23 protein-coding genes are annotated in these 23,770 nt (G+C 56.6%); 9 read left to right on the top strand and 14 right to left on the bottom strand.

The genetic code is table 11. The features are described 5' to 3' along the window. The 8 genes from HNQ83_RS09300 to HNQ83_RS09265 form a co-directional block, all read right to left on the bottom strand. Positions 1-1,384, bottom strand: a 1,384-nt coding sequence (locus tag HNQ83_RS09300; RefSeq protein WP_175388678.1) for a copper resistance system multicopper oxidase, incomplete at its 3' end; no start/stop codon positions are given. Positions 1,385-1,605: 221 nt separating this feature from the next. Beyond that, on the bottom strand, positions 1,606-1,812 hold the full coding sequence (locus HNQ83_RS09295; RefSeq protein ID WP_175388677.1) for a co-regulatory protein PtrA N-terminal domain-containing protein: 207 nt from the start codon (positions 1,810-1,812) through the stop codon (positions 1,606-1,608). A gap of 338 nt (positions 1,813-2,150) precedes the next feature. After that, positions 2,151-2,372, bottom strand: a complete 222-nt coding sequence (locus HNQ83_RS09290; protein ID WP_175388676.1) for a hypothetical protein — start codon at positions 2,370-2,372, stop codon at positions 2,151-2,153. A gap of 139 nt (positions 2,373-2,511) precedes the next feature. Then, the gene (locus HNQ83_RS09285; protein ID WP_175388675.1) at positions 2,512-2,880 is read right to left on the bottom strand and encodes a DUF3302 domain-containing protein; all 369 of its coding nucleotides are present in this window, start codon (positions 2,878-2,880) and stop codon (positions 2,512-2,514) included. A gap of 214 nt (positions 2,881-3,094) precedes the next feature. Beyond that, the gene (locus tag HNQ83_RS09280) at positions 3,095-5,455 is read right to left on the bottom strand and encodes a heavy metal translocating P-type ATPase (protein ID WP_175388674.1); all 2,361 of its coding nucleotides are present in this window, start codon (positions 5,453-5,455) and stop codon (positions 3,095-3,097) included. 2 nt (positions 5,456-5,457) lie between these two features. Continuing rightward, on the bottom strand, positions 5,458-5,637 hold the full coding sequence (locus HNQ83_RS09275) for a DUF2933 domain-containing protein (protein WP_372241888.1): 180 nt from the start codon (positions 5,635-5,637) through the stop codon (positions 5,458-5,460). A 171-nt stretch (positions 5,638-5,808) separates the two neighbouring features. Then, positions 5,809-6,345, bottom strand: a complete 537-nt coding sequence (locus HNQ83_RS09270; RefSeq protein ID WP_175388672.1) for a plastocyanin/azurin family copper-binding protein — start codon at positions 6,343-6,345, stop codon at positions 5,809-5,811. 171 nt (positions 6,346-6,516) lie between these two features. Beyond that, positions 6,517-6,867, bottom strand: a complete 351-nt coding sequence (locus HNQ83_RS09265) for a co-regulatory protein PtrA N-terminal domain-containing protein (RefSeq protein ID WP_175388671.1) — start codon at positions 6,865-6,867, stop codon at positions 6,517-6,519. A gap of 208 nt (positions 6,868-7,075) precedes the next feature. Between HNQ83_RS09265 and HNQ83_RS09260 the strand changes: the two genes are divergently transcribed. The 5 genes from HNQ83_RS09260 to HNQ83_RS09240 all read left to right on the top strand — a co-directional run bounded on the left by HNQ83_RS09260 (position 7,076) and on the right by HNQ83_RS09240 (position 11,526). Then, positions 7,076-7,765 carry a heavy metal response regulator transcription factor gene (locus HNQ83_RS09260; protein WP_175388670.1) on the top strand — a complete coding sequence of 230 codons (690 nt, stop codon included), beginning with the start codon at positions 7,076-7,078 and terminating at the stop codon, positions 7,763-7,765. Then, entirely contained in the window at positions 7,762-9,150 is a 1,389-nt protein-coding gene (locus HNQ83_RS09255) for a heavy metal sensor histidine kinase (RefSeq protein WP_175388669.1), read from the top strand. The genes HNQ83_RS09260 and HNQ83_RS09255 overlap by 4 nt, the downstream gene beginning before the upstream one ends. A 424-nt stretch (positions 9,151-9,574) precedes the next feature. Then, the gene (gene copC, locus HNQ83_RS09250) at positions 9,575-9,958 is read left to right on the top strand and encodes a copper homeostasis periplasmic binding protein CopC (RefSeq protein WP_108231543.1); all 384 of its coding nucleotides are present in this window, start codon (positions 9,575-9,577) and stop codon (positions 9,956-9,958) included. Positions 9,959-9,961: 3 nt separating this feature from the next. Beyond that, on the top strand, positions 9,962-10,906 hold the full coding sequence (copD, locus tag HNQ83_RS09245) for a copper homeostasis membrane protein CopD (RefSeq protein WP_175388668.1): 945 nt from the start codon (positions 9,962-9,964) through the stop codon (positions 10,904-10,906). Between the two features lie 350 nt (positions 10,907-11,256). Beyond that, a complete protein-coding gene (locus HNQ83_RS09240; RefSeq protein WP_175388667.1) occupies positions 11,257-11,526 on the top strand; it encodes a hypothetical protein in 270 nt (89 codons plus the stop codon). Between the two features lie 399 nt (positions 11,527-11,925). On the opposite strand, the gene HNQ83_RS09235 is transcribed toward HNQ83_RS09240, so the two are convergent. The 6 genes from HNQ83_RS09235 to HNQ83_RS09210 form a co-directional block, all read right to left on the bottom strand. Beyond that, positions 11,926-12,288 (bottom strand): copper-binding protein, encoded by a 363-nt coding sequence (locus HNQ83_RS09235; protein WP_175388666.1) that lies wholly within the window; start codon positions 12,286-12,288, stop codon positions 11,926-11,928. Further along, positions 12,285-15,443 carry an efflux RND transporter permease subunit gene (locus HNQ83_RS09230; protein ID WP_175388665.1) on the bottom strand — a complete coding sequence of 1,053 codons (3,159 nt, stop codon included), beginning with the start codon at positions 15,441-15,443 and terminating at the stop codon, positions 12,285-12,287. The genes HNQ83_RS09235 and HNQ83_RS09230 overlap by 4 nt, the downstream gene beginning before the upstream one ends. Further along, entirely contained in the window at positions 15,440-16,924 is a 1,485-nt protein-coding gene (locus HNQ83_RS09225; protein ID WP_175388664.1) for an efflux RND transporter periplasmic adaptor subunit, read from the bottom strand. The genes HNQ83_RS09230 and HNQ83_RS09225 overlap by 4 nt, the downstream gene beginning before the upstream one ends. Next, a complete protein-coding gene (locus HNQ83_RS09220) occupies positions 16,921-18,177 on the bottom strand; it encodes a TolC family protein (protein WP_175388663.1) in 1,257 nt (418 codons plus the stop codon). Before HNQ83_RS09220 ends, HNQ83_RS09225 begins: the two co-directional genes overlap by 4 nt. Positions 18,178-18,276: 99 nt before the next feature. Beyond that, positions 18,277-18,618: a hypothetical protein gene (locus tag HNQ83_RS09215; RefSeq protein ID WP_175388662.1), complete on the bottom strand. Its 342-nt coding sequence runs from the start codon at positions 18,616-18,618 to the stop codon at positions 18,277-18,279. A 157-nt stretch (positions 18,619-18,775) separates the two neighbouring features. Next, entirely contained in the window at positions 18,776-19,018 is a 243-nt protein-coding gene (locus tag HNQ83_RS09210) for a DUF2933 domain-containing protein (RefSeq protein ID WP_175388661.1), read from the bottom strand. Positions 19,019-19,443: 425 nt separating this feature from the next. Between HNQ83_RS09210 and HNQ83_RS09205 the strand changes: the two genes are divergently transcribed. The 4 genes from HNQ83_RS09205 to HNQ83_RS09190 all read left to right on the top strand — a co-directional run bounded on the left by HNQ83_RS09205 (position 19,444) and on the right by HNQ83_RS09190 (position 23,660). Further along, positions 19,444-20,349 carry a F510_1955 family glycosylhydrolase gene (locus tag HNQ83_RS09205; protein WP_175388660.1) on the top strand — a complete coding sequence of 302 codons (906 nt, stop codon included), beginning with the start codon at positions 19,444-19,446 and terminating at the stop codon, positions 20,347-20,349. A gap of 755 nt (positions 20,350-21,104) precedes the next feature. Then, the gene (locus HNQ83_RS09200; protein WP_175388659.1) at positions 21,105-21,725 is read left to right on the top strand and encodes a TlpA disulfide reductase family protein; all 621 of its coding nucleotides are present in this window, start codon (positions 21,105-21,107) and stop codon (positions 21,723-21,725) included. Between the two features lie 6 nt (positions 21,726-21,731). After that, positions 21,732-22,475 (top strand): cytochrome c biogenesis CcdA family protein, encoded by a 744-nt coding sequence (locus HNQ83_RS09195; protein WP_175388658.1) that lies wholly within the window; start codon positions 21,732-21,734, stop codon positions 22,473-22,475. A 165-nt stretch (positions 22,476-22,640) separates the two neighbouring features. After that, a complete protein-coding gene (locus HNQ83_RS09190) occupies positions 22,641-23,660 on the top strand; it encodes a beta-propeller fold lactonase family protein (protein WP_175388657.1) in 1,020 nt (339 codons plus the stop codon). Positions 23,661-23,770 lie beyond the last annotated feature (110 nt).

The following is a 23,770-nucleotide window of genomic DNA, read 5'->3' as shown; positions in this document are numbered from 1 at the left end:
CCATCTTGCTGTGGTCCATGCCGGCCATGCCGGACATACCGCCCTGGTCCATACCGGCCATCTTGCTGTGGTCCATGCCGGCCATCCCGGCCATCCCGGCCTGGTCCATGCCAGTCATCTTGCTGTGATCCATACTGGCCATGCCAGACATGTCACCTTGGTCCATGCTGGCCATCTTGCTGTGATCCATGCCGGCCATACCGGACATGTCACCTTGCTTCATGGCGCTGTGGTCCATACCGGCCATGCTGCCATGGTCCATCCCCCCCATCCCCATGTCATCCATGGTCAAAAGCGGGCGCGGATCAGTTGCCGGTACTGGTGCGCTCAGCCCCTCACGCAGGGCCAAGGTGCCGCGGGCATAGCCGGTGCGATCCATGGACTGGGCGAAAATGGTGTAAGCCTCTGCGCTGGCAGGTTCGACGATCACGTCATAGGTTTCCGCCACGGCAATGCGAAACTCATCGACGCTGACCGGTTTGACGTGCTGGCCGTCGGCCGCCACGACGGTCATTTTCAAGCCTGGAATACGGACGTCGAAGTAGCTCATGGCTGAGCCGTTAATGAAGCGCAGGCGAAGTTTTTCCCCCGGTTTGAAAATCCCGGTCCAATTGCCATTAGGGGCCTGGCCGTTCATGAGATAGGTGTAGGTATCCCCACTGACGTCGGCGAGATCGGTGGGGTTCATTTTCATTTCGGCCCACATTTTCCGATCCGCCACTGCAGCGGACCAACCCTTCTGGCTCACATCGTCGATGAAGTCGCCTACGGTCCGTTTGTGGTGGTTGTAGTAGTCCGACTGCTTCTTGAGCTTGGCCATGACTCGGCCGGGATCTTCATCGGTCCAGTCAGACAACATCACCACGTAATCGCGGTCGTATTGGAAAGGCTCAGGCTCTTTGGCATCGATCACGATCGGCCCATAGACACCGACCTGTTCCTGCATGCCCGAGTGACTGTGATACCAGTAGGTGCCGTTCTGATGCACCTTAAATTTGTACTCATACATGCCATCGGGCGCGATGCCGTGAAAGCTCAAGCCCGGCACGCCATCCATATTGGCCGGCAGGATGATCCCGTGCCAATGGATGGAGGTGTCCTGATCCAGGCGGTTCTTCACCCGCAGTGTGACTGTATCCCCTTCACGCCACCGCAGCAGAGGCCCCGGCAAAGTGCCATTGATGGTCATGGCGGTACGCGGCGAACCGGTGATGTTCACGGGGGTTTCGCCAATGAACAGGTCAAATTCGTTACCGGTGAGAACACTCGGCAGACCCGGGCTGGTTACGGCCCATACAGGAGTGCGCCACAGACCAAGACCGCCGAGAATGCCACCAGCGGCCAGGCCTTTGACGAAGGTCCGCCTAGAGGTTTTGGAATGCATGCCGTTTATATCCAATCAGTCAAAAGGGAAACCGTGCGAAACACACTGAGCGTTGTGCTTATCGGTTAGGGGCGTGCTCTCAGGAGTTCGTCGCGAATCCAGATGAGCCTTGCCCGCCGCCGCAAATGACAAAATTCATACGGCAGGCGAGCGCTGAAATTGCCACACTTTAACCACCGAAGTGATTACATTTCTGTCAGCTTGGGATCGCATCAATTCGCTCAGTATTTGGCTTGGTTGACAGCCTTGACGTTGCTCTGAGCTACAGGTGCTTGATCGGCTCGCTTTTGGGTAGCTTGGTACGCTTCCATTGCGTTCTTCTTTGCTGCTTCCATACGAGCGAATGTCCGGTCACCACCGCCTGAGGCCATAGCCAGAGAGGAGACGGTCAAAGCGGCAATGATCAACAGTGCTTTCATGGATTTCATTGGGGGTATCCTCGAATAAAATTTGCTTAACCCGTTGAACCCACATCAAGAGATGATTCGCGGGGGGAGTGAGCTCAAAGCTCGATGTAACTTTAAGACTCTCCCCCTGTCAGGAACCTTAGGTGAAAATTACAGTTCTGTAAGGTTTTGATTTTCTGACGATATTTTGAAAGAACAAACGAGAGCAGGCCGCTCCCAATTGCTCAAAAACGATAGCGCTTTGATGCTTCAGTTCATGCTCGGCTAATAATTGGTCGCACAAATTCCCCCTGCTGGGAGTCGTGCTCGCTAATCCGTGGAAGTGTGCTGAATATCCGACTTGAACTGTTGAAGCAGGCTTATTGGGAAGGGCTAAGTTCAACGGTGATGCGAACCAACTCCTCATGCACTGAAAAGAGATCCTTGAAGTAAGCGGGCGGTGCATTTTGGTCCGTCGTCAAACTCAGGATGTAGGCATATTTCCCTTTACCTACGCGCCCCACATGAAGGTCGCTGATGTGCACGCAGATCGGGCTGGCGGGAATGACGTCCCGGACCTCTTCGACGACAGGGGAATCCATTTCGACCCTGCGCTCCTATCTGAAATGAGCTCCGGATGTGCAAGAAAATGAGCAGCGTGAGCACCCTAAAGTTGACCTCATCGGTGATCAAAGATGTCCGGTCTGTGGGTACAGGAGGCCTGCGGCGAGTGGGTAGAGTTCAGCTGCCCTCACCTGAGTTAGTCATCGCTGATGCTGGTGGCGACGCCGCTGCATCTTCCAGCCGCTCGATGCGCTGTTGCAATTCGGCCACCTGGTGCTCTAGGTGAACGACATGGCTTTGCGGCGACTTTCCATCGCTGAAGCCCCACCCTCGATCTTCCTTGTACAACATTGCCCAGATCCACAGGAACGGCCAGATCGCATGCAGGGTGAACATGCTGACCCAACCGGTCACATGGATCGCGTCCTGATGAGGGTGATTGCGGCTCACGGCGATGTTATAGGGGATGTCATGCAGCACGAGGATTCCGTAAAACAAGACTAACCCGACAAAAATTAAGAGGCCTAAAGCGAAGTAATCAAGCATGACTCCCTCCGTTCGTCGTCAACGAACTGCTCACGTCAGTCTAGTCAATCGTCTGGAGATCATGACTTGGCCCCGGGGTTTTAGATTGTTGAATATCCGACCTGGCATGTTGAAAGTAGCCCTATTGGGAAGGGTTACGTTCAACAGCAAGATCGACGCTGGTCCGCTGGAATTTGACCTTTGTCTGCGCGGCACCTTCAGCTGTGCCGTGACTTCACTTTATATGTATGTTCCTCAGCCTCAATGCATTGAGGACGACGGATGCAGAGCTCACACTCATGGCGATGGCCGCGACTATCGGTGATAACAGATGTCCAGTCATTGGGTAAAGAAGGCCTGCGGCGAGCGGAATGCCCATTGAGTTGTAGAGAAACGCGAAAGCCAAATTCTGCCGCATGTTTTTTACTGTCGCGACAGAAAGGGCTCTCGCCCGAAGAATCCCCATCAAGTCGCCTTTTACCAAGGTAAGCTGTGCGCTGTTCATCGCGACATCTGTCCCCGTCCCCATTGCGATACCCACATCTGCTCGTGCCAGAGCCGGCGCATCATTGATACCGTCGCCAGCCATGGCAACCCGGCGACCGTATTGCTGAAGGTCTGCGACTAGACGCTCTTTGTCCTGAGGTTTTACTTCACCGTGCACCTCCTCGATGCCCATCTCTTTGGCTACTGCACGGGCCGTAGTAAGACCATCACCAGTAGCCATGATGATTTTCACATCGTCGGCCTTGAGCGTGGTGACAGCCTCTTTGGAGGTTGGTTTGATTGGGTCTGACACTGCCAGCAACCCTGCCAATAATCCGTCGATAGCAACGTAGATGATGCTGATTCCCTCAAGCCGTAACTGCTCTGCACAGTTTCTCAGGGGGCTGATATCCACACCGGCATCTGCCATCAAGGCCGTGTTACCCAGTTGGACTCTCTTACCGCTCACCATTCCGCTGACGCCAATCCCAGATCCGGACTCGAACGATTCAGGCTTGGTCAGTACAAGGTTTTCAGCTCGGGCGTGATCAACGATTGCGTGAGCCAGGGGATGCTCACTGCCCTGATCGAGGCTGGCGGCCAGTTGAAGGACTTCATTGGCGGTGAACTTCTGTGTGGCCTCCACGCTGTGAAATTCCGGGCGTCCCTCCGTCAGGGTTCCTGTTTTATCAACGATCAGCGTGTCGATTTTGCAAAGGTTCTCGATCGCGCTGGCATCTCTGAACAGCACACCCATGCTGGCCGCTTTACCTGTGGCAACCATGATCGACATCGGCGTTGCCAACCCCAACGCACAGGGGCAGGCAATGATCAGCACGGCGACCGCATTGATCAGACCGAAGACCCAACTGGGTTCAGGACCGAAGAGCCCCCACCCCACAAGAGTCAGGATGGCCACGGTGATGACGCCCATCACGAAATAGCCGGCGATGGCATCGGCCATGCGTTGCATGGGCGCTTTGGAGCGCTGGGCACGGGCAACCATCTGTACGATCTGCGACAACACGGTCTCAGCACCCACCTTCTGCGCTTCCATCACCAGGCTGCCATGGGTATTGAGCGTAGCCCCGATCAGGCTATCTCCGATCCTCTTCATCACCGGCACGGGTTCACCCGTTAGCATCGACTCGTCGACCGCGCTTTCACCCTCCAGGACGGAGCCATCAACGGGAACCTTTTCCCCCGGCCTTACCCGCAGGTGATCCCCCTTGTGCACATGTGTCAGGGGAATATCTTCCTCTCGGCCGTCGGCGTTGAGCCTGCGTGCCGTCTTGGGTGATAGCCCCAGAAGGGACTTAATCGCGGCAGAGGTTTGTGATCGCGCTTTGAGCTCAAGCACCTGGCCCAGCAACGTCAGTGAAATGATCACCGCTGCGGCTTCGAAGTAGACCCCGATGCGACCGTCTTGCATGAAGGTAGCGGGAAAACTCTGGGGGAATAGTGTGGCTGTGACGCTGTACAGATAGGCCGCCGCTGTGCCTAGGCCAATCAAGGTCCACATGTTTGGACTGCGATGACGAATAGAGTCGATGCCCCTCACAAAAAAGGGCCAGCCCGCCCATAGGGTCACCGGGGTGGCTAGGATGAGCTCGATCCAATTCTGTGTCGGCCCATGGACCAGTTGCAGCGAGTGGCCCGCCATGGCGAGTACGGTGACGATCAGGGTGAGTGGCAACGACCACCAAAAGCGGCGAGTGAAGTCCTTGAGTTCGGGGTTCTCTTCCTCCTCAAGACCAGGCATGACCGGTTCCAATGCCATGCCGCACTTTGGGCAGGTACCGGGCCCGGACTGGCGTATCTCCGGATGCATCGGGCAGGTGAATTCTGCGTCCATCAGTGACTCATTTACCGGCTTCGGATCGCTAGCAGGTTTGGCATTCGACGAATTACCTGCATAACGGCCAGGCTCAGCTCGAAACTTCTCTCGGCACTTTAGGCTGCAAAACTGATACGTCTGTCCCTCATAAGGCTCGTTGAACTGACTCGGTGGGGTAACGGCCATGCCGCACACCGGGTCGCGCAAACCTCCATTCTGGGATTTTACAGAGTGAGAATGATGATGGTCGTGATGACTGGTCGCGTCGGGCATGACTAGCTCCCGTTCTCATCTTTGTGAGTCTCTGTCGGATGACCATGTCGGCTGTGACCGCCATGGCCGTGCCCAAAAAAATGCATCACAGGACAGACCAACAAAATCAGATACGGCAGGTACGGCGAAACATGGCCGAAGTGTTCCCGAACCAGGTAGAACGCACCGATTGCAACCAGCATAATCAGTATCACGCCGGCCTTACTTCTCCAAAATGGTGAACGAACTTTTTCAGACACATGTGAATGGTTAGGCATGGTGCGGTCTCCATTGTCCGGACAACGTTGCTGCGACGTCTGCAACTGAGAGTAGTCAAGGCTCGTTTGAAGGCTTTGATACTGATCAAGTCTCTGTTACTTCACCTCAAACTGACCAACCATTCCCGACTGGTAGTGCCCCGGAACGTTGCAGGCGAACTCCAAACTGGTGCTTTTGTAAAAGGTCCAAATGAGTTCTTTGGTTGCGCCTGGCTCGATCAGAACGCTGTTCGGGTCGTTGTGTTCCATACCAACCATTTTCATACCCCCGCTGCCGTGCTCCATGTCGGCCATTGCTTGCCCGTGCCCACTGGGAGTAAGGGTGCCGTTTTGAAACATGGTTGCCATTTCTTTTTGGTGGGCGGCATGGGCAGCAGCTTTACCAATGTTGAACTCATGCAGCAGCGAGCCCTCATTGCGCAGGACAAATCGAACCGTCTCTTCTGGTTTGACACTGATGTTTTGGGGTTCGAAGAAGATGTCGCCCATCCTCACTTCAATGGTGCGATTCACGTCGGCGGCCGCTCCCAGTTGGCCAGTGTCATCTTTTCCATGGCCCACGCTGGCCATGGCTGAAGTTCCCAGGAGCAGAACCATTACAGCAATCAGCGGTGTGGCAAATTTAGCTTTCATAACGACCTCAAGAACGAGAATGAGTAGGCGCTGGCTATGTTAAGGAAACGGAGCTGCCAGCTAACTGACCTGAACACTACATTTCTGTCAGTTTTCTGAAATAAAGTACGGGGCCTAAACAACGCCATTTCATCTAGATTGAATGCGTAAAGCTTCAAGATAGAGCCGCTATTACTGACTTTCTGAAACCATGAGTTTGTGTTCACGTTGCATTTGGTTCAAAACGTCATCAACGACTTTGTCGTGCTTTTCCATCCAGGCGAGGTGCTGCACGGGTGTCATTGCTGCATCGGGGTGGTCCTGATGCAGCTGGCCCAAAATTTCTCCGAGCATTTTTATGTGCTCTGCCATGTGCGCATCACGCTTTCCAGCAGGGGCTTTTTCCGCCTGAACCAGGACGGCTTCGGCTTTGTCTCGCATAGTGCTTATGCGGTCGATCACTCGGTCTCCACCCCCTTCAGCCCAGACCGAGGCCGAGAGCAGAATTGAGCCAGCCAAAAACAAGGTTTTGAGGTAGTTCATTGGGTCGCTCCTTCGTAGGAATGTTGTCCGGCTCGACAGGACCTTGCTCACTGGAGAGGCGGATGAACACTTCAAAGTGCTCATGCTCGAACCCTAGACAACGCTCGCTGACATCTACCTGAGCCCAATATTACATTTCTGTCAGTTGCTGGTTGGCTGGACGGATTCGTTGCAAACTCACACCTATCATCACTTGAGAGCCACCCCCATGAGACTTTTGGTTGCGGAAGACGAGCCAAAGATAGGTATCTATTTGCAGCAAGGCCTCACTGAGGCGGGCTTCAACGTGGATCGCTATACCAATGGTACCGAGGCTCTTCAACATGCCTTGAGCGAAGCGTATGACCTGCTGATTCTGGACGTCATGATGCCGGGTATGGACGGGTGGGAAGTACTCCGGAAGGTCCGCGCCTCCGGCAAAGATGTCCCCGTGCTTTTCCTGACCGCCCGCGACCGCGTTGAAGATCGGGTCAAGGGACTTGAAGCCGGCGCTGATGATTACCTGATCAAACCCTTCGCATTTTCTGAATTGCTGGCTCGGGTCAGAACGCTGTTGCGTCGCGGCAATAGTGCTCCCGCTCTACCCAGCATGAAACTGGCTGATCTTGAAGTCGACCTGCTCAAGCGCAGGGCCATTCGAGGAGGTAAACGCATAGACCTTACGGCCAAGGAATTTGCGCTATTGGAGTTGCTGCTCCGCCGCCGGGGCGAAGTGCTGCCAAAATCGCTCATCGCCTCGCAAGTCTGGGACATGAACTTCGACAGCGATACCAACGTGATCGAGGTCGCGGTTAGAAGGCTCAGGGCGAAGATTGATGACGACTTTGAAGTCAAGCTGATCCACACCGCACGTGGTATGGGCTATATGATCGACTCACCGGATTCAGACTCGGAATGAACCGTCTATCCCTAACGACGCGCATGAGCCTGATGTTCATGCTTGCGGTGACGGCCGTCCTCACTGTCGCCGGGCTCAGCTTCAACCACCTCAGCCAGCATCATTTCAAAATGCTGGATCAGCAGGCCCTGACCGAAAAGCTCGAATCCACTCAGCGAATCCTGGGAGATCTGACCAGCGTCGATCAATTCAACGAGATAAAGCCCGAGTTACAGGCTTTGCTCGGGGCCCACCGTGATTTGACAGCCATCATCCTGGACAGTGAAGGAACGCTGCTTTTCGCTGATCCAAGACCAATCAACGTTCCACAACAGTTTCGCACGACGTCAAACAGCAATGTGTGGGAGTGGCAGGAACAGGAGCAAATGTTCCGCGGGATGACGGCGGAAGCGATGGTTACAGGCCAGGAGAAGCCATTTACGGTCATCTTGATCTTTGATGTCACTCAGCATATGTCCTTCTTCACGACGCTTCAGCGCTGGTTCTGGATAGGCTTGGTAATCAGTGCGCTCGTCAGTGCGGGGTTGGGATGGATGGTTGCAAGCAGTGGTATGCGTCCAATTCATCAGGTGACCAGGGTCGCGGCTTCGATGTCGGCTAAATCACTCAAAGAGCGCATTCCATTAGCGCCCGTTCCCAAAGAGCTTCAACAATTGGTCTCTTCGTTCAACGCGATGTTGTCCCGACTGGATGATGCTTTTGTCCGGCTATCAAATTTTTCTGCGGACATTGCTCACGAACTGCGTACACCGGTCAGCAATCTGATGACTCATACGGAAGTGGTCCTCTCCAGAAAACGGGACATCGAGGACTATGAAGACAATCTGTACTCAAATCTCGATGACTTGAAGCGTATGGCGCGAATGATCGATGACATGCTTTTTCTGGCGAAATCTGACAATGGTCTGATGACGCATGAGGACAAACCAATAGACCTATTGGAGGTAGTGGAAAAGTTGCTGGAGTACTACCGCCTGCTAGCCGACGAGCGCGGTATCAGCCTCACGGTTTCAGGCCGAGGCAGTGTCCGAGGCGATGTGCTGATGCTGCACAGAGCCATCTCGAACCTGCTTTCGAATGCCCTGCGCTATACCCCGGAGGGACAAACCATCAGCGTGGATATCCGCCAGGATCTGAAGAAAGCAATCGTGACGGTGGAAAACCCAGGGGAGACCATTGCCCCCGAGCACCTTGAAAAGCTCTTCGATCGATTCTATCGCGCTGACCCCGCACGGCGCGAAGGAAGTCCAAGTAACGCAGGGCTGGGATTAGCCATAACCCGGTCCATTATCGAAGCTCATGAAGGCAGGATCTGGTGCACTTCATTCAATGGGGAAACCTCGTTTCATATGGAGCTCCCTAGCTCCGGACTGGAACATGCGTAAATCCGGAAACGCATAGGTAGAGGACATAGGCACTCACCACAGGTAAGCAAAACGCCTCATTGGAACAAAGATTGCCCCCCCTTGCTTCTCCTAGAAGGAGTGAGCCGTCTAGGGGCTGAGAGCTCCGTCAGAAAGTCAACGAAACCCTGATCGTGCACGTGAAAAACCGCATTGCCTGCCCTCAGCGTTGGACCAGAGAGCAGCCGCGAAGCTTACTGAATTGTAATCGAACCGTCGGCGGTCATGTGGCATCGTGTCCTGGCTCAATGACGTGGTTACCTTGATCCATTACCTGGGTTCAGTGCATATCAGGACGCGGTATTCGCTTGGTATTTGCCAGTGGTTTTAACCAGCATCGAGAAATAAAAACTAGAACTTCCCCACCAAACCTCAAACCAACAGCTTCTGCTGTGAGGAGCCCTGCATGTCTTTCTTTAAAACTACTACCGTAGCTGCTGCACTTACCGCTGGTTTGCTATTGAGCGCTATGGCCCAAGCACATCCAAAGCTCGTGTCCGCTACCCCTTCGGAAGGTTCGACCTCCGCAGCACCTTCCAAAATTGAACTGCATTTCTCGGAAAACCTCGCGACCCAGTTCTCCGGTGCGAAGTTGATCATGACCGACATGCCGGGCATGCCAAACTCTCCAATGGCTGTTAAAGCGGGTGTCTCCGGCAGCGACGATCCGAAAACGATGGTCATCACTCCCTCCGCTCCACTCACCACTGGTACCTACAAGGTTGAATGGCGGGCAGTCTCTTCAGACACTCACCCAGTAACAGGCAACCTTGTTTTTAAAGTGAAATGATCCATGAGCGACTCAATCAATATCGCCGTTCGCTTCGTTCTTTACATGGACCTCATGCTGTTGTTCGGATTGGCCATTTTTGGTTTGTACAGCCTCAGGGGAAAAGAGCGAATATCCGGCGCCGTCTTGAACTTTGAGTCGCTAGTTTTCGGCACAGTCGTTGTTGGCGTACTTCTGTCACTCGCGGCCATGTTGTTACTTGCCAAGGCAATGAGTGGTGTTTCCGAATTTATGGAGCTTCAGCGCCATATCTTCGAAATGGTGCTTATGGGGACCGATGTCGGGCTCATGTGGATGGTCCGCATAGCTGCCCTTGTTTTAGCGGGTATCAGCTTGACGCTAAACAAACGCTTTCCGACCCTCAGTTTGTGGGTAGTTACCTTGTGCGGTGCCGTCGCGTTAGCCACCCTCGCTTGGACTGGGCATGGCGCTATGGACGAAGGCAATAAGCGTTACATGCATTTCGCCAGCGACATCTTCCACCTGTTGGCAGCAGGAGGCTGGCTCGGCGCCCTGGCGGCATTCGCTTTATTGCTGCGTACGAAGATACTGAATGGCGAACAAGAGGTGCGAATTCTCTCTCGAGTGCTTACCGGCTTTGAGTCAGCGGGTGCATTGATCGTAGTGAGCCTAGGTATCTCCGGCGTAGTGAATTATCTGTTCATTGTAGGCCCAACATTCGATGGTGTGGTGTTTAGCACTTATGGCGTGCTGCTTTGTTTGAAAATTTTACTATTTGCAGCGATGCTCGTATTAGCCACGATGAACCGTTTTCACTTGAGCCCACTTTTAGCGCGATCGATCCAGAGCGGAGAGTACACTGGTGCCATTAATGCTTTGCGGCGCAGTATGGCCCTGGAGTTCTCAGTGGCAATAATCATAGTGTGCCTTGTCGCTTGGCTTGGAACCTTGAGCCCAGAGATGGATATGGTGTCTCTAAACAGTTAGGTTTGTCGCAAGATATCTAGCTTTGTCACAGATTAAGTAGGTTTGTCACAAGGGCCCTCGAGGGTAAAATGGTTACCGCGTCGCACCAAGTTGAACACCGAGGCGACTGAGAAAGTAGCCAGTGTTGGGTGCTTCAGCTTAACGGCTCATTGCTATTGAGCTGGGCATGAGCACAACGACGCTTGACCTTACCCCAGCGGCAAGGTCCAGAATAATAAAAGGGGCGGTCATTGGTTAATCGTAACCTACGTACGCCCCTCTACAGCTGCCACTGTCCTTACCTTCTGGCAAATCAGCAGTCTCTTGCCGGCACCTGCCAGAAACCAAGGTAGTAGATGAGGAGAGCCGCCATGCGCAACGCCATTACCCACACCGCCCTTGCTACCTTCATAGCCCTTGGAGCTGTTGCCACGGGATTTGCCGAACAGACCAAAGCCCCCGCCCAAGGCAGTTCCGAGACTGAAAAGGGTGAGGACATGCACATAATGGACGGCAACCATATGCCGATGATGGACATGCAGGAGATGTCCAAGATGATGAAAAACTGCAATGCCATGATGGAGAACATGAACCAACACATGGGCACTGAGCCTCCGAAGGGCGATAGCAAGGCCCAATAGCAGTCTGGTTCACGTCTGCCGTCTCTGTTTCCCGCCCCGGGCGATATGGGCTGTTGCTCCTTGGGAGGTGGCGCTTTTGGAGAGTCGCCATCCCGATTCCCTAGGCTTTCAAGCATGAGATGCCATTTCACTGCAGCAGTCTAAGAATTCATCCGGCCATGAGTGACTTCACCATACACTACGGGCACTGGGGGGCTAATCATGGTGCTCATTGCTTCCGGGGGCTCCTACCGTTTTGTTGTTCCACACAGTTGACGTGACTGGAGGAGTGCAGGTTTACCGCACAGGTCTGGAAGGGAAGCTGGTAACACAGGGCGTCTATGGTGTGGTCCGCCATGAATGGTGGATAGCTGGTCCGGTATCAGCTTGCGAAGGTCGAACCAGCCACCCATGCCATTGTTACTTGAGCGTCTTGATCGACACGATGGTGGCCCCCATGCCCTCGGCACGAAACTCAAACGCTACTTGATCCCCAGCCTTCAGGCCTGCCAGTTGTTTGGTTGTAGCGTTGAATGCCATGGTCATGGCTGGCCACTGCACAGCCGGTACGGCGCCATGGGCGATAGTCACTGTATGTTTCGTGGTGTCGATGGCCTTGATCGTGCCCTCCGCTTTGGCCACTGGAGCCTGCTTGGTCTCCTGCTTCATCTGCATGCCTTCCATGGGCATAGCGTCCATCTTCATACCCGGCATGTTCTCTGCCTGGGCGGAAAGAGACAGTGCGACAACGGTGCTTGCAACAGCGATCAGGGTCAGTTTCATACGACTTTTCCTTGAGGGTTGGTGGATACAACGGGAAGGTGCCGACGACGCATCAAACGGTAGGCCGCCGGAATAACGAACAGGGATAACAAGGGAGCAGTGACCATGCCGCCGACCATCGGCGCGGCGATGCGACTCATGACTTCGCTACCGGTGCCACTACCCCAGAGTATCGGCAATAGGCCGGCGATGATCACGGCGACAGTCATCGCCTTGGGTCGAACGCGCAGCACTGCACCTTCGCGAATCGCGGCGACCAGCCCGCGCTCGGTGCTGTCACCAAGGTCTTCACGTTCGGCCCAGGCGTTCTTCAGGTAGAGCAGCATGATCACCCCAAATTCAGCTGATACACCGGCCAGGGCGATAAAGCCGACACCGGTGGCCACCGACAAGTTGAAGCCCAGCAGATAGAGGAACCACGCTCCGCCGGTGAGAGCGAATGGCAACGTGGCCATGATCAGCAAGGCCTCGTCGAAGCGAGCAAAGGTCAAGTAGAGCAGGATGAAAATGATCAGCAGCGTGGCCGGCACCACCAGCTTGAGCCGTGCATTGGCTCGTTCAAGAAATTCGAACTGCCCCGAGTAGCTCAGGCTCATGCCTGGCTGCAACTTGACCTGCTCACTGACGACCCGGCGCAGGTCGGCGACCACCGAGGCTATATCCCGCCCGCGTACATCGATGTACACCCAGCCGGAAGGCCTCGCGTTCTCGCTCTTGAGCATCGGCGGGCCGTCGCTGACCTTGATCTTCGCCACCGTGCCCAAGGTGATCTGGCTGCCCAGTGGGGTGTAGATTGGTAATTGCTCCAGGGCGCCGAGCGAATCACGCCACTCACGCGGATATCGCACATTGATCGGGAAGCGTGCCAGCCCCTCAATGGTTTCCCCGACATTTTCACCGCCGATGGCGCCGGCGACGATGGACTGCACGTCATCGATATTCAACCCATAGCGAGCAGCAGTTTTGCGGTCGATATCGACGTCGATATAGCGTCCCCCGGTCAGGCGTTCGGCCAGGGCCGAACTGACCCCAGGCACGTCCTTGGCCACGCGCTCGACCGCCTGAGTGGCCGCGTCGATGTCCGTCAGGTTGCTACCGGCAATTTTCACGCCGATCGGGCTCTTGATCCCGGTGGCGAGCATGTCGATGCGGTTGCGAATCGGCGGGATCCAGATATTGGTCAACCCCGGCACGCGGACCACCCGATCCAGTTCTTCCACCAGCTTCTCCTGGGTCAGGCCGGGTCGCCATTGCTCACGCGGCTTGAACTGAATGGTGGTCTCGAACATCTCCAGTGGCGCCGGGTCGGTGGCGGTTTCGGCGCGGCCAGCCTTGCCGAAGACATGTTCGACTTCGGGGACAGTCTTGATCAGGCGGTCAGTCTGTTGCAGCAGCTGCGCGGCTTTCTGCGCCGACAACCCTGGCAGAGCCGAAGGCATGTAGAGCAGGTCGCCCTCATCCAGCGGCGGCAGGAACTCGCCCCCTAATCGGGACATGGGCCATAGCGCGCTGAGGAACACCAGCAGTGCGGCCAGCATGGTGACTTTGGGTCGACGCAGCACCGCGTCCAGGGCGGGTTGATAGAGCCTGATCAGCCAGCGGTTCAGCGGGTTCTGTTCCTCATTGGGAATCCGTCCACGAATCCAGTAACCCATCAATACAGGCACCAGGGTCACCGACAACGCGGCCGCCGCGGCCATGGCATAGGTCTTGGTGAAAGCCAGCGGACCGAACAGCCGTCCCTCTTGCGCCTCCAAAGTGAACACCGGGATGAACGACAGCGTGATGATCAACAGGCAGAAGAACAGTGCCGGACCCACCTCGGCCGCCGCTTCGGTCATTACATGCCAGTGATGTTCGCCCTTGAGCTCTTCCCCGGGGTGGGCCACGTGCCAGGCCTCGATCTTCTTGTGAGCGTTCTCGATCATCACCACCGCGGCATCGACCATGGCGCCGATGGCGATGGCAATCCCACCGAGGGACATGATGTTGGCGTTAATTCCCTGGTAGCGCATGACGATGAAGGCCATCAGTACCCCGACCGGCAGCGAGATAATGGCCACCAGGGATGAGCGCAGATGCCAAAGAAATATCCCGCAGACCAAGGCGACGACGATGAACTCTTCGAGCAGCTTGTGACTGAGGTTTTCCACGGCGCGGTCGATCAGCTTGCTGCGATCGTAGGTGGTGACGATTTCCACCCCAGCCGGCAGGCTTTTCTTCAACTCGTCGAGCTTGGTTTTGACTGCTGCGATGGTCTCGCTGGCATTCTTGCCGCTGCGCAGAATCACCACGCCGCCGACGGTTTCACCCTCACCGTCGAGTTCGGTGATGCCACGACGCATCTCCGGCCCCAGCTGGATCGTGGCCACATCGCCAAGGGTCACTGGCACGCCACCGGCACCGAGCTTGAGCGGGATTGCACGAAAGTCATTGAGGGTCTTCAGGTAACCGGAAGCGCGCACGATGAACTCAGTCTCCGCCATCTCCAGCACCGCACCACCGGTTTCCTGGTTGGCCTTGCCAATCGCCTCGGTGACCTGCGCCTGGGTGATGCCTTGGCTGGCCAGTTTGAGCGGATCGAGCTGCACCTGATACTGCTTGACCATGCCGCCCACGGTGGCCACTTCCGCAACATTGGGCAGGGTCTTGAGCTCGAACTTGAGAAACCAGTCCTGCAGCGCGCGTAGCTGCGCCAGATCGTGTCCACCCGTGCGATCCACCAGGGCGTACTGATAAATCCAGCCCACCCCCGTCGCATCTGGCCCCAACGCCGGTTTGGCACTTGCGGGCAGGCGACTTTGGATCTGGCTCAGGTACTCCAGTACTCGCGAGCGGGCCCAATACATATCGGTACCGTTTTCGAACAGCACGTACACGAAGCTGTCGCCGAAAAAGGAATAGCCGCGCACGGTTTTCGCTCCCGGTACCGAGAGCATGGTGGTGGCCAACGGGTAGGTCACCTGATTCTCGACGATCTGCGGTGCCTGGCCTGGATACGGGGTGCGAATGATAACCTGCACATCGGACAGATCCGGCAGCGCATCGATGGGGGTGCTCTGCACCGACCAAACGCCCCAGGCCGTGACGAACAGCGTCGCCAGCAGTACCAAAAAGCGGTTGGCGACTGACCAGCGAATCAGGGCCGCGATCATGGCTGGCCCCCTAGTTTTTCCAGGCGCTCAACGCGCAAACCATCATTGGTTTGGCTGACTGATACACGAACCTTGTCACCCGACTTGAGCCCCTGCATGAGCGCAGGGTCGGCTAACGGAAAGGTCATGGTCATGCCGGGCATACCCAATGTCTTGAAGGGACCGTGGGCGAGTGTGACGTCTTTGCTATTGATCTGCAGGACTTGCCCCTCCGACTCATGAAGGGCCGGGGCTACGGTGGTAGGTGCTGGAATTTTCAGCGTGCTGGCGACGATGCCCTTGAGGCTGGCCTCGGAGTCGAGCAGGAACTGGCCGGAGCTGACCACCTGTTGACCTTCTTGCAGGCCTTGCAGTACTGCCGTTTTGCCGCCGTTTTCCTGCCCGAGTTGCACCTCTACCGGACGGTAGCGACCCGCATCCTCAGCGAGCATCACAAGCGTGCGCCGGCCGGTGTGAATAACCGCCTCGCTAGGCACCCACAACGCACTTTGGTCGGTCGTGTGGTTCAGGCGCACCTGCGCCGTCAATCCGGGTCTGAGACGCTCGTCAGGGTTGGGCAGCTCGACGCGTACGCGAACGGTGCGGCTGTCCGGGTTGGCCTCGGGCAGGATTGCGCTGACCGTGCCCTTGAGTACAGTCCCCGGGAAGGCTGGCAGGCGTGCTTCGACCGTTTGCCCGACAACGATCGATCCAGTTTCCGACTCTGGAACCGCCACTGCCAGCCAGACACTACTCAAGCCATTGACGCGAGCCAGCGTCTCGCCGGCCGCCACGGTCATACCCGTACGGACATCCAACTCTTGCAGCACACCACTAATGGGGCTGGTGAGGGTCAGGTACGGCTGAGTCTTGCCGCTGCGTTCCACTTGGGTAATCAGTGCCGTTGGCATCCCGGTGAGGCGCAACCGTTGGCGGGCCGCCACCAACAAGTCGGCATCGCCATTACGTTTAAGTGCGAGGAATTCTTCCTGAGCAGCAGCCCACTCCGGTACCAGGATATCCGCCAATGGTGCATTGGCCTTGAGCACATCGCCGGCAGCACGGGCATAAACCCGCTCGACAAAACCGGCGGTACGCGCCTGGATCACGGCAACGTCCCGCTCGTTGAAGGCCAGCACACCTGTCACCTCCAGGCTTGAGGTAAGTGCCCCACGGGTGACGGTCGCCAGGCGCAGTCCCAGATTCTGTGTCAGACCCGGGTCGATGCTGATGGCGGCACCGCTGGTCGCGCCATCCGCGTATTGCGGTACAAGCTGCATGTCCATAAAGGGCGATTTGCCCGGTTTATCGAACTTCTGCTGCGGGACCATCGGGTCGTACCAATACAGCACCTTGCGTTCGTCTTGCGTCTTGGGACTCTGCTCGGCGAGCGCACCAGGCGTTGCGCTCATACGCTGCTGAGCGAACCAGTAGCCGCCTGCAACCCCTAGGGCGACCGATAAGCCAGTCAACACAGCCGTTTTCCAGATTCGAGTGCTCATTGGCTGGTGTCCCCATAGTTGAAATACAAGCGCGCGTTGGTCAGCGCTCGCTGCTCTTCGACGTCGATTTGTTTGAGTCGGGCTGCGATGAGTTCACGCCGGGCCGCGATAACAGCTGCGATGTCGCCTTTCCCGGCACGGTAGCTGGCCATGCTCAGTCCGACCTTTTCCTTGGCCAGGGGGACCAGGCTGTCCTGGCTGCGACTCACAGCACGGTTCAGACGCTCGTAGTCGGCCAGATCCGCCTCCAGTTGCTCGGTATGCTCGCGTGTAAGGGCTTCGCGCTCGGCTTCCAGTTGATTCAGCTCGGCGTGTTTGGCGGCGATCTTGGGGTTTTGTCGCGAGCCGGGGAACAGCGGCAGGTCGAAGGTGAATTGCACGCTGACCATGTCGCCGAACTCCCGTCCGCGTCGCTGGTAATCAAGCTCCCAGCTCCAGTCGGACTGCTTTTCCGACTCGGCTTCACGCACCTTGGCTTCGGCCTCGCGGGTCATTGGTGCAAACGCTGCCAGTTCAGGGTGGTGTTGCAACTTATGCGCGTAGCTTGAGGTATCGACGGGCCATTCGGGCAGACGGCCTACGGGCTGGTCATTGGCAGCAACGCCAATCCAGCGCTTGAGGGCCGCTCGGGCCTGCGCCCGCTGGCGGATCAGATCGTCCTGTTGTTCCGCTAGTTGCGCTGCCTCTTGTTTCGGCGTGACCGCATCAACAGGCTGGGCCCGACCGCCGGCGATTTGGGCGCGCACGGTATCGCTCAACAGACGATTTTCTTTGTAAAAGTCCTGGAACAGCGCCTCTTTACGCTCGACGGAATAGCTGCTGATCCAGGCCAGTGCCGTGGCCTGGCGGACCTTCAGATGTTCAACGCGACTTTCAGCTGCGGCTCGATCAACGGCCGCTTCAGCGACCTCGATACGCGCTCGGCGTTTGTCGCGATTGGGCACCTCTTGCATGACCCCAACCATCTGCATGGTCATGAAGTCCTGATCAATGCTCCAGCGATCCGGGCCACCAATGGGATAGTTCTGTACGCCCAGCAGTAACTTCGGATCGGGTAGCTCGCCGGCGGGAATGGCGGCGCTGCTGGCGGCTTGCAGTTTGGCTGCTTGGGCCGTCAGTGATGGAGCGTTGTTGTCGGCCAACCGCAAGGCTTCATCGAGGGTCAGCGGGGCGGCGACGCTCGGCAATGCCAGTACGCTTGTCGCCAAGGCAGCCACGACGGGCCAGCCTGCGCAATAACGTAGGAAGTTCATGCTCACGATTCCTGTGATGGTCCACTGCGCGCCTTGTAGACATGCACGCAGAAATGCCCTCCCGCCAAGGCAGGATGAGAACTCAGTGTGGTACAGGAATCAGGCGCGGGGCGGTCGCCATACCCCGGACGGGGTCAGTGTAGGCAGGAAATCGCTAGAGAGGGAAAGCACTACGGGGCTGGATAAGGTAACAGGAGGCTTGATGGTCGATATTTGCAGCATGCCGCCGGTCTTGCATTCCTGACCTGGCTTGCAGGGTTTGCCGTGCTCGGAGGGACTTTTCATGTCGTTACAGCAGTCCATGCCCATGTCGTCCATCATCGCCATGCCCGCCATTTTCATTGGGCACGGTTCTGTCGGAGCCTGAATGCCCGCCATCCCGCTGAGGGGAAGCGCCAAGCTAATCAGGAAAATGAGACAGCACCGCAGGTAGCGTTTCATGCGGGGGAGTCTAGTCGTTAGTAATGAACCGGACAATTATAAATCAGTCAGAAAGAGCCCTTTGGTTAGGGTTTGAGGATCAATAGGCACTTCCTCGGGTACAAGGAATCGCTGAACAGCCAAGCCCAACTCGCTCAGCCATGGAAAAAGTTACCGCTCACGGCATATCGTCTGGATCACGCTTGGTTGGATTGATCTTCTGTGTGTCATCGGTCGTTGGCGGATTCTTGTGCATGTTACTCATACAAAACACCATCGACAGCGGACACAGCAGCACCAGAAAGATCAGCGCATTCGCCGCGATCCAAGCTTGAAAAGCGGGAAACAAAACATAGGCAGCCGCCAGGATAATGGCTGCACCGATGCCGAGCTGAACCATTGAGGGTTTATTACGAGTCATGATGCTTTCCTATCGGGTAAGTCGAGAGGGGCATCATTCAGAGCGGGCCCAGATGGTTGCTCAGAGTCATCGCAATGCTGGCCAGATGCGACTCGGCCAACGTCTGAAGTACCTCTCAACTGTAAAGCTGCACCTTGTCATTGAGGGAAGGTCAAGCGGTAGTGCGCGGTATGTAATTGCTCCACCATAATCAGCACAATTTATTTTGACTGCCACGGGATTTGTGGATGCTGAAAACAATCACGGGGCTGTGAGCTACAGTTGTATTGCCTCAGCTCTATGTTCCCCTTTGGTTGAGAGCCAGGCTTTGGGTGTCGACGTTAGGCACCCTTTTAATTTCATCTGCGGTGGCTCATCCGCAGATGAGGTTGGCCGTTAGCCAGATATTCACTGGAAAGGGCTCAGTCACGATTGGAGAATGGACTATGGATCTGGGAGAGCGTCTACGCCGGGCGGTATCGATTGGATTGTTGATGGGGCTCACCCACCTGGCTGCCGGTGCCGCGACGACGGTTACCTTGATGCATGTTCACGGGCTCGCTTTCAGCCAGGATGGGCAGCAGCTTTCCATCCCCAGTCATAATGGGCTGGCAATATACCGTGATGGACACTGGAGCAAGGCACCTGGGCCTGAACACGATTACATGGGCTTTTCTGCCGGCCGTCAGGCGATCTATAGCAGCGGTCATCCCGCCAGTGGCAGTGAACTGGTCAATCCTCTCGGGCTAATCAAGAGCAGTGACGGCGGAAGCACCTGGCAGCAGCTCGGGCTTCAAGGAGAGTCGGACTTTCATCTGTTAGCCAGCGGTTTCGACAGCGGGGCTATTTACGTTTACAACACGCACCCGAATTCGAAAATGACTTCTGCGGGCTTGTACTACAGCCTGAATGACGGAGCCACTTGGCAGCATGCATCGGCGCAAGGGATGGGGCCAGAGCCGAGTGCCTTGGCGGTGCATCCCACTGACAGCAAAACAGTTGCCGTGGCGACGAGCAGCGGCCTGTTCTTATCGAGCGATGCCGGCGAGCACTTCCAACCTGTTCTCCAAAACGTTCAGGTTCTAAGCGTCAGCTTCAGCATCGACGGAAAGAACTTATGGTTCGGCAGTTTTAACAAGGTACCGCAGCTCTCGATCTTGGACCTGAAGACCCACGAGATCCGCGCCCTCGGTTTGCCCCCCCTCAATCAGGATGCCGTCGCTTACTTGGCGCAGAGTCCGACTAATGCTCAGGAGTGGGCTATGGCGACCCTCAAGCGTGACGTCTATCTCTCGCAAGACGAAGGCAAGACCTGGAAAGCCATTGCACAGGCGGGGCAAACGTTGGAATAACTCCTGAGACTGAGCGCTCCAAGGGATAGGCCAAAATTCAGTTTGTGAGTGTTGGGTCAAGCGTCCTGCATCTGATGTGTGCAGTTGTTGTATCAAAACAGCAACAGCGCATCAGCCTGCTGTGCTTCCTATCCACAACACTTTTGCTGCGCTTGCCACCCCCCCCGCACAGATCCGTACGTGCGGAACTACCGCATACGGCTCCTGCCTCGGGTGCGTGACGCGAAGCGATCCTCAGGATACGGGTGTGCATTCTTTGGGCTCGGTATGTAGTGATCTGTGAGCAACCCGAAGCGAGACCATTGCAGCCGATTTCGCTGACTGCGTCGCCGAGAGCCTGACGCCAATATCGGCATATGGCCTTCCTGAAGCCACTCAACAGCTTCAAGTTTCTTGGCACCGCGTGGTAATTGAAGTAACCACACACCACCCAAGTGAGCCATTGCCCTTTAGCCCGGATGGGGTCATGACGTCGGCGCTTCAACTCCTCTCGAATAGCCAGCAGCGTCGCACGCATTCGCTTCTTGACCGTCAGGTGCAGTATTTGAAACCCGCCGGCTCATCCAACAGTGCCATATCAGCCTCCCTTGCCCAAGGAGCCGATTAATGAGGTCCGCGACGAGGAATGGCAAGGGGCCACATGAACGGCGGTTAGGCACTGCTATAATCCCAATGGCAGCCTTGCCTCCCCGGTAATTGTGGCCAGCCAGCGCCGCTTCGACAGTTTAAAGCAACAGTTGCTCGTGAGGTGTGCCATGACCTGCGCTTTACCCCGCGCCACGCACCGGGCCTCAGGCTGCACTGGGCAGTCCTGGTATTTACGGACCTGCTGGCTGCCACTGTGCCTACTCTTGCCTTTGGCCGGGGCTCGCCTCTCGTTCGGCGCCGAGCCAACTGCTGAAACCAGCACTCGGGCGGGGTTGATCGTCTGGTCCGAGCCCAAACCGGTAGACAATGTGAGTTTCGTCGATGGAGAGGGAAAACCACGAAGCTTGGCTGACTTCCGGGGTAAGGTGGTTCTGCTCAACCTCTGGGCCACCTGGTGCGTCCCTTGCCGTCAGGAGATGCCGACCTTGGATCGCCTCCAGGCAAAACTGGGCGGCAACGACTTCCATATGGTAGCCCTCTCGCTCGATCAAGGCGGACTGCAGGTGGTACGGGACTTTTACCGGGAGATCGGTATCCAGCACCTCCAAATCTACCTCGACGAGCAGATGCAAGCCATCCAAAGTCTCGGCGCCTTCGGCTTGCCGGCCACCCTGCTGCTGGACCGCGAAGGGCGGGAAATTGGCCGCAAAGCCGGTGCGGCCGAGTGGGACAGCCCGCAGGTCATTGAGTTTGTGCAGGAAGTAATGGCCTCCACAGCGAGGAAATAGTCTGCTATGAACCTTAGCGACATCGGCATCCTCAGCGCGTTTGCAGCGGGCATGATCTCGTTCCTGTCGCCCTGTGTGCTGCCCTTGGTACCAGGCTATATGTCCTTCATCGCCGGCCGCTCGGTGGATGAACTGCAAGTCCTAGAAAGCCACCGGGAGCGACTTGCCGTGATCGGCATGAGCCTGAGCTTCGTGCTGGGCTTTTCCACCATCTTCATTGCGCTGGGGGCCAGCGCTACTGCCATCAGCCGGCTGCTGATTGCCTATCGGCAGGAGACCAACCTGATTGGCGGCATCATCGTGATTGCCTTCGGCCTGTTCATCACCGGTCTGATCAACCCGCGTTGGCTGAATATGGACGTGCGCTTCGTCCACCAGTTCAAGTCCACCGGCGGACCGCTGGCCGCCTATGTGTTGGGTATGGCCTTCGCCTTTGGCTGGACGCCCTGTATCGGCCCCATTCTGGGCAGCATCCTGACGCTGAGCGCTGCCACCGGCCGTACGGGCGCCAGTGGCGTTGCATTGCTGTCGACCTACTCGCTCGGCCTGGGTCTCCCATTCCTGCTGACGGCCTGGTTCACCAACCATTTTCTGGCCCAGATGAAGCGTCTTCGCCGTTGGAGCCGGTCCATCCACATAGGCGCTGGTGTCATTCTGATTCTCATGGGGGGCGCCATGGTGACCGGCCAATTGACCGGCTTTGCCTGGTGGTTGCTGGAGATATTTCCGGTCCTCGGCAGGATCGGCTAGCTAGCGGTACTCCTCTGGAAAATTTTTCGCGTTCAATCACTCAGTATCGAGCCTGGTAGAGATCGTTGACCGCGATCAACAAACTACTTCGCGATTGGCGCTTAGCTTGAGCATCGGTTTAGGCCTGCCTGGCTCAATACCATGTCCTTCGTTGGAGACACCAACATGAACGCTAAGCGGTTTACCTCTCTGGCCTTAAGTATATCCCTAGGGGCACACCTGGGCCTTGCCCTGGCAAGCCCGACTGGCAGCGTCTACACCGCCAACGAGCGGGCGGCGTCCATTAGCCAGGTGGACCTCGATACCGGTGTGATCAGCACGGTCGCCTTACCGATTTCCCCGCACAACGTGCAGGTTTCACCCGACGGCAGCTTGCTTTTGGTTGTTGGGATATCCGGACATGCCGGACATTCGAGTGGTGAAAAGGCCAGTGGACAGTTGCTGGTATTCAGTACCACCGCTCTGGATAGACCGCAGTTCAGCCTGCCGGCAGGCGATCACCCGGCTCATGTGGTCACCGACGCCACTGGGCAGCGCGCCTTTGTTACCGATTCCGCCGCCAATCGGGTGCGGGTCTTCGACCTCAAACAGCTGGTCGAACTACCTGGCATTCCGACTGGGCGCTATCCCCATGGGCTGCGCTTGAGCCCCGATGGCCAAACACTCTACGTCGCCAATATGCGCAGCGATAGTGTATCGCTTATCGACGTCGCCACACTCAAGGAGACTGCGCAAATTCCAGTGGGTAAAGGTCCTGTCCAAGTGGGCTTTGCCCCCGACGGCCACCTGGCGTTCGTGTCGCTCAGCGCCGCGAACCAACTTGGCATCATCGACACAGCCAGGCGCGAGGTGATCGGCAAGGTTGATGTGGGCCGTACGCCGATCCAGATGATGGCCACCGTTGACAGCCGCCAGGTCTATGTCGCGAACCAAGGCAGTGACCAGAACCCGGACGATCGAGTCTCCATCGTCGATCCCCAAACGCGCAGAAGCATTGGCACCGTGACCACCGGCCGGGGCGCCCATGGTGTGGCCATCAGCACAGATGGCGCTTATGTGTTTGTCAGCAATATTGAAGCGGGCACCGTATCCGTAATTGATACGAAGAGCCGCAAGGTCGTCGGCACACACAAGGTCGGTGCTGGCCCGAACGGGATCAGCTACAAGCCGCCGAAAGCCGAATAGCCCTTCGATATGCCGTGGGGGATGGCACCAAAACTAAGTCCTGAAGCATGGATCGGGTCGTTTGAACGACGTAAGAGCGACCTGACTACGACTCAACCGATACCGGAAAC

The sequence above is a fragment of the Pseudomonas sp. C2B4 genome, assembly GCF_013359695.1.
Lineage (GTDB): Bacteria > Pseudomonadota > Gammaproteobacteria > Pseudomonadales > Pseudomonadaceae > Aquipseudomonas.
The sequence above is the reverse complement of the archived record's forward strand: the minus strand, read 5'-3'. Positions and strand labels throughout refer to the sequence as shown.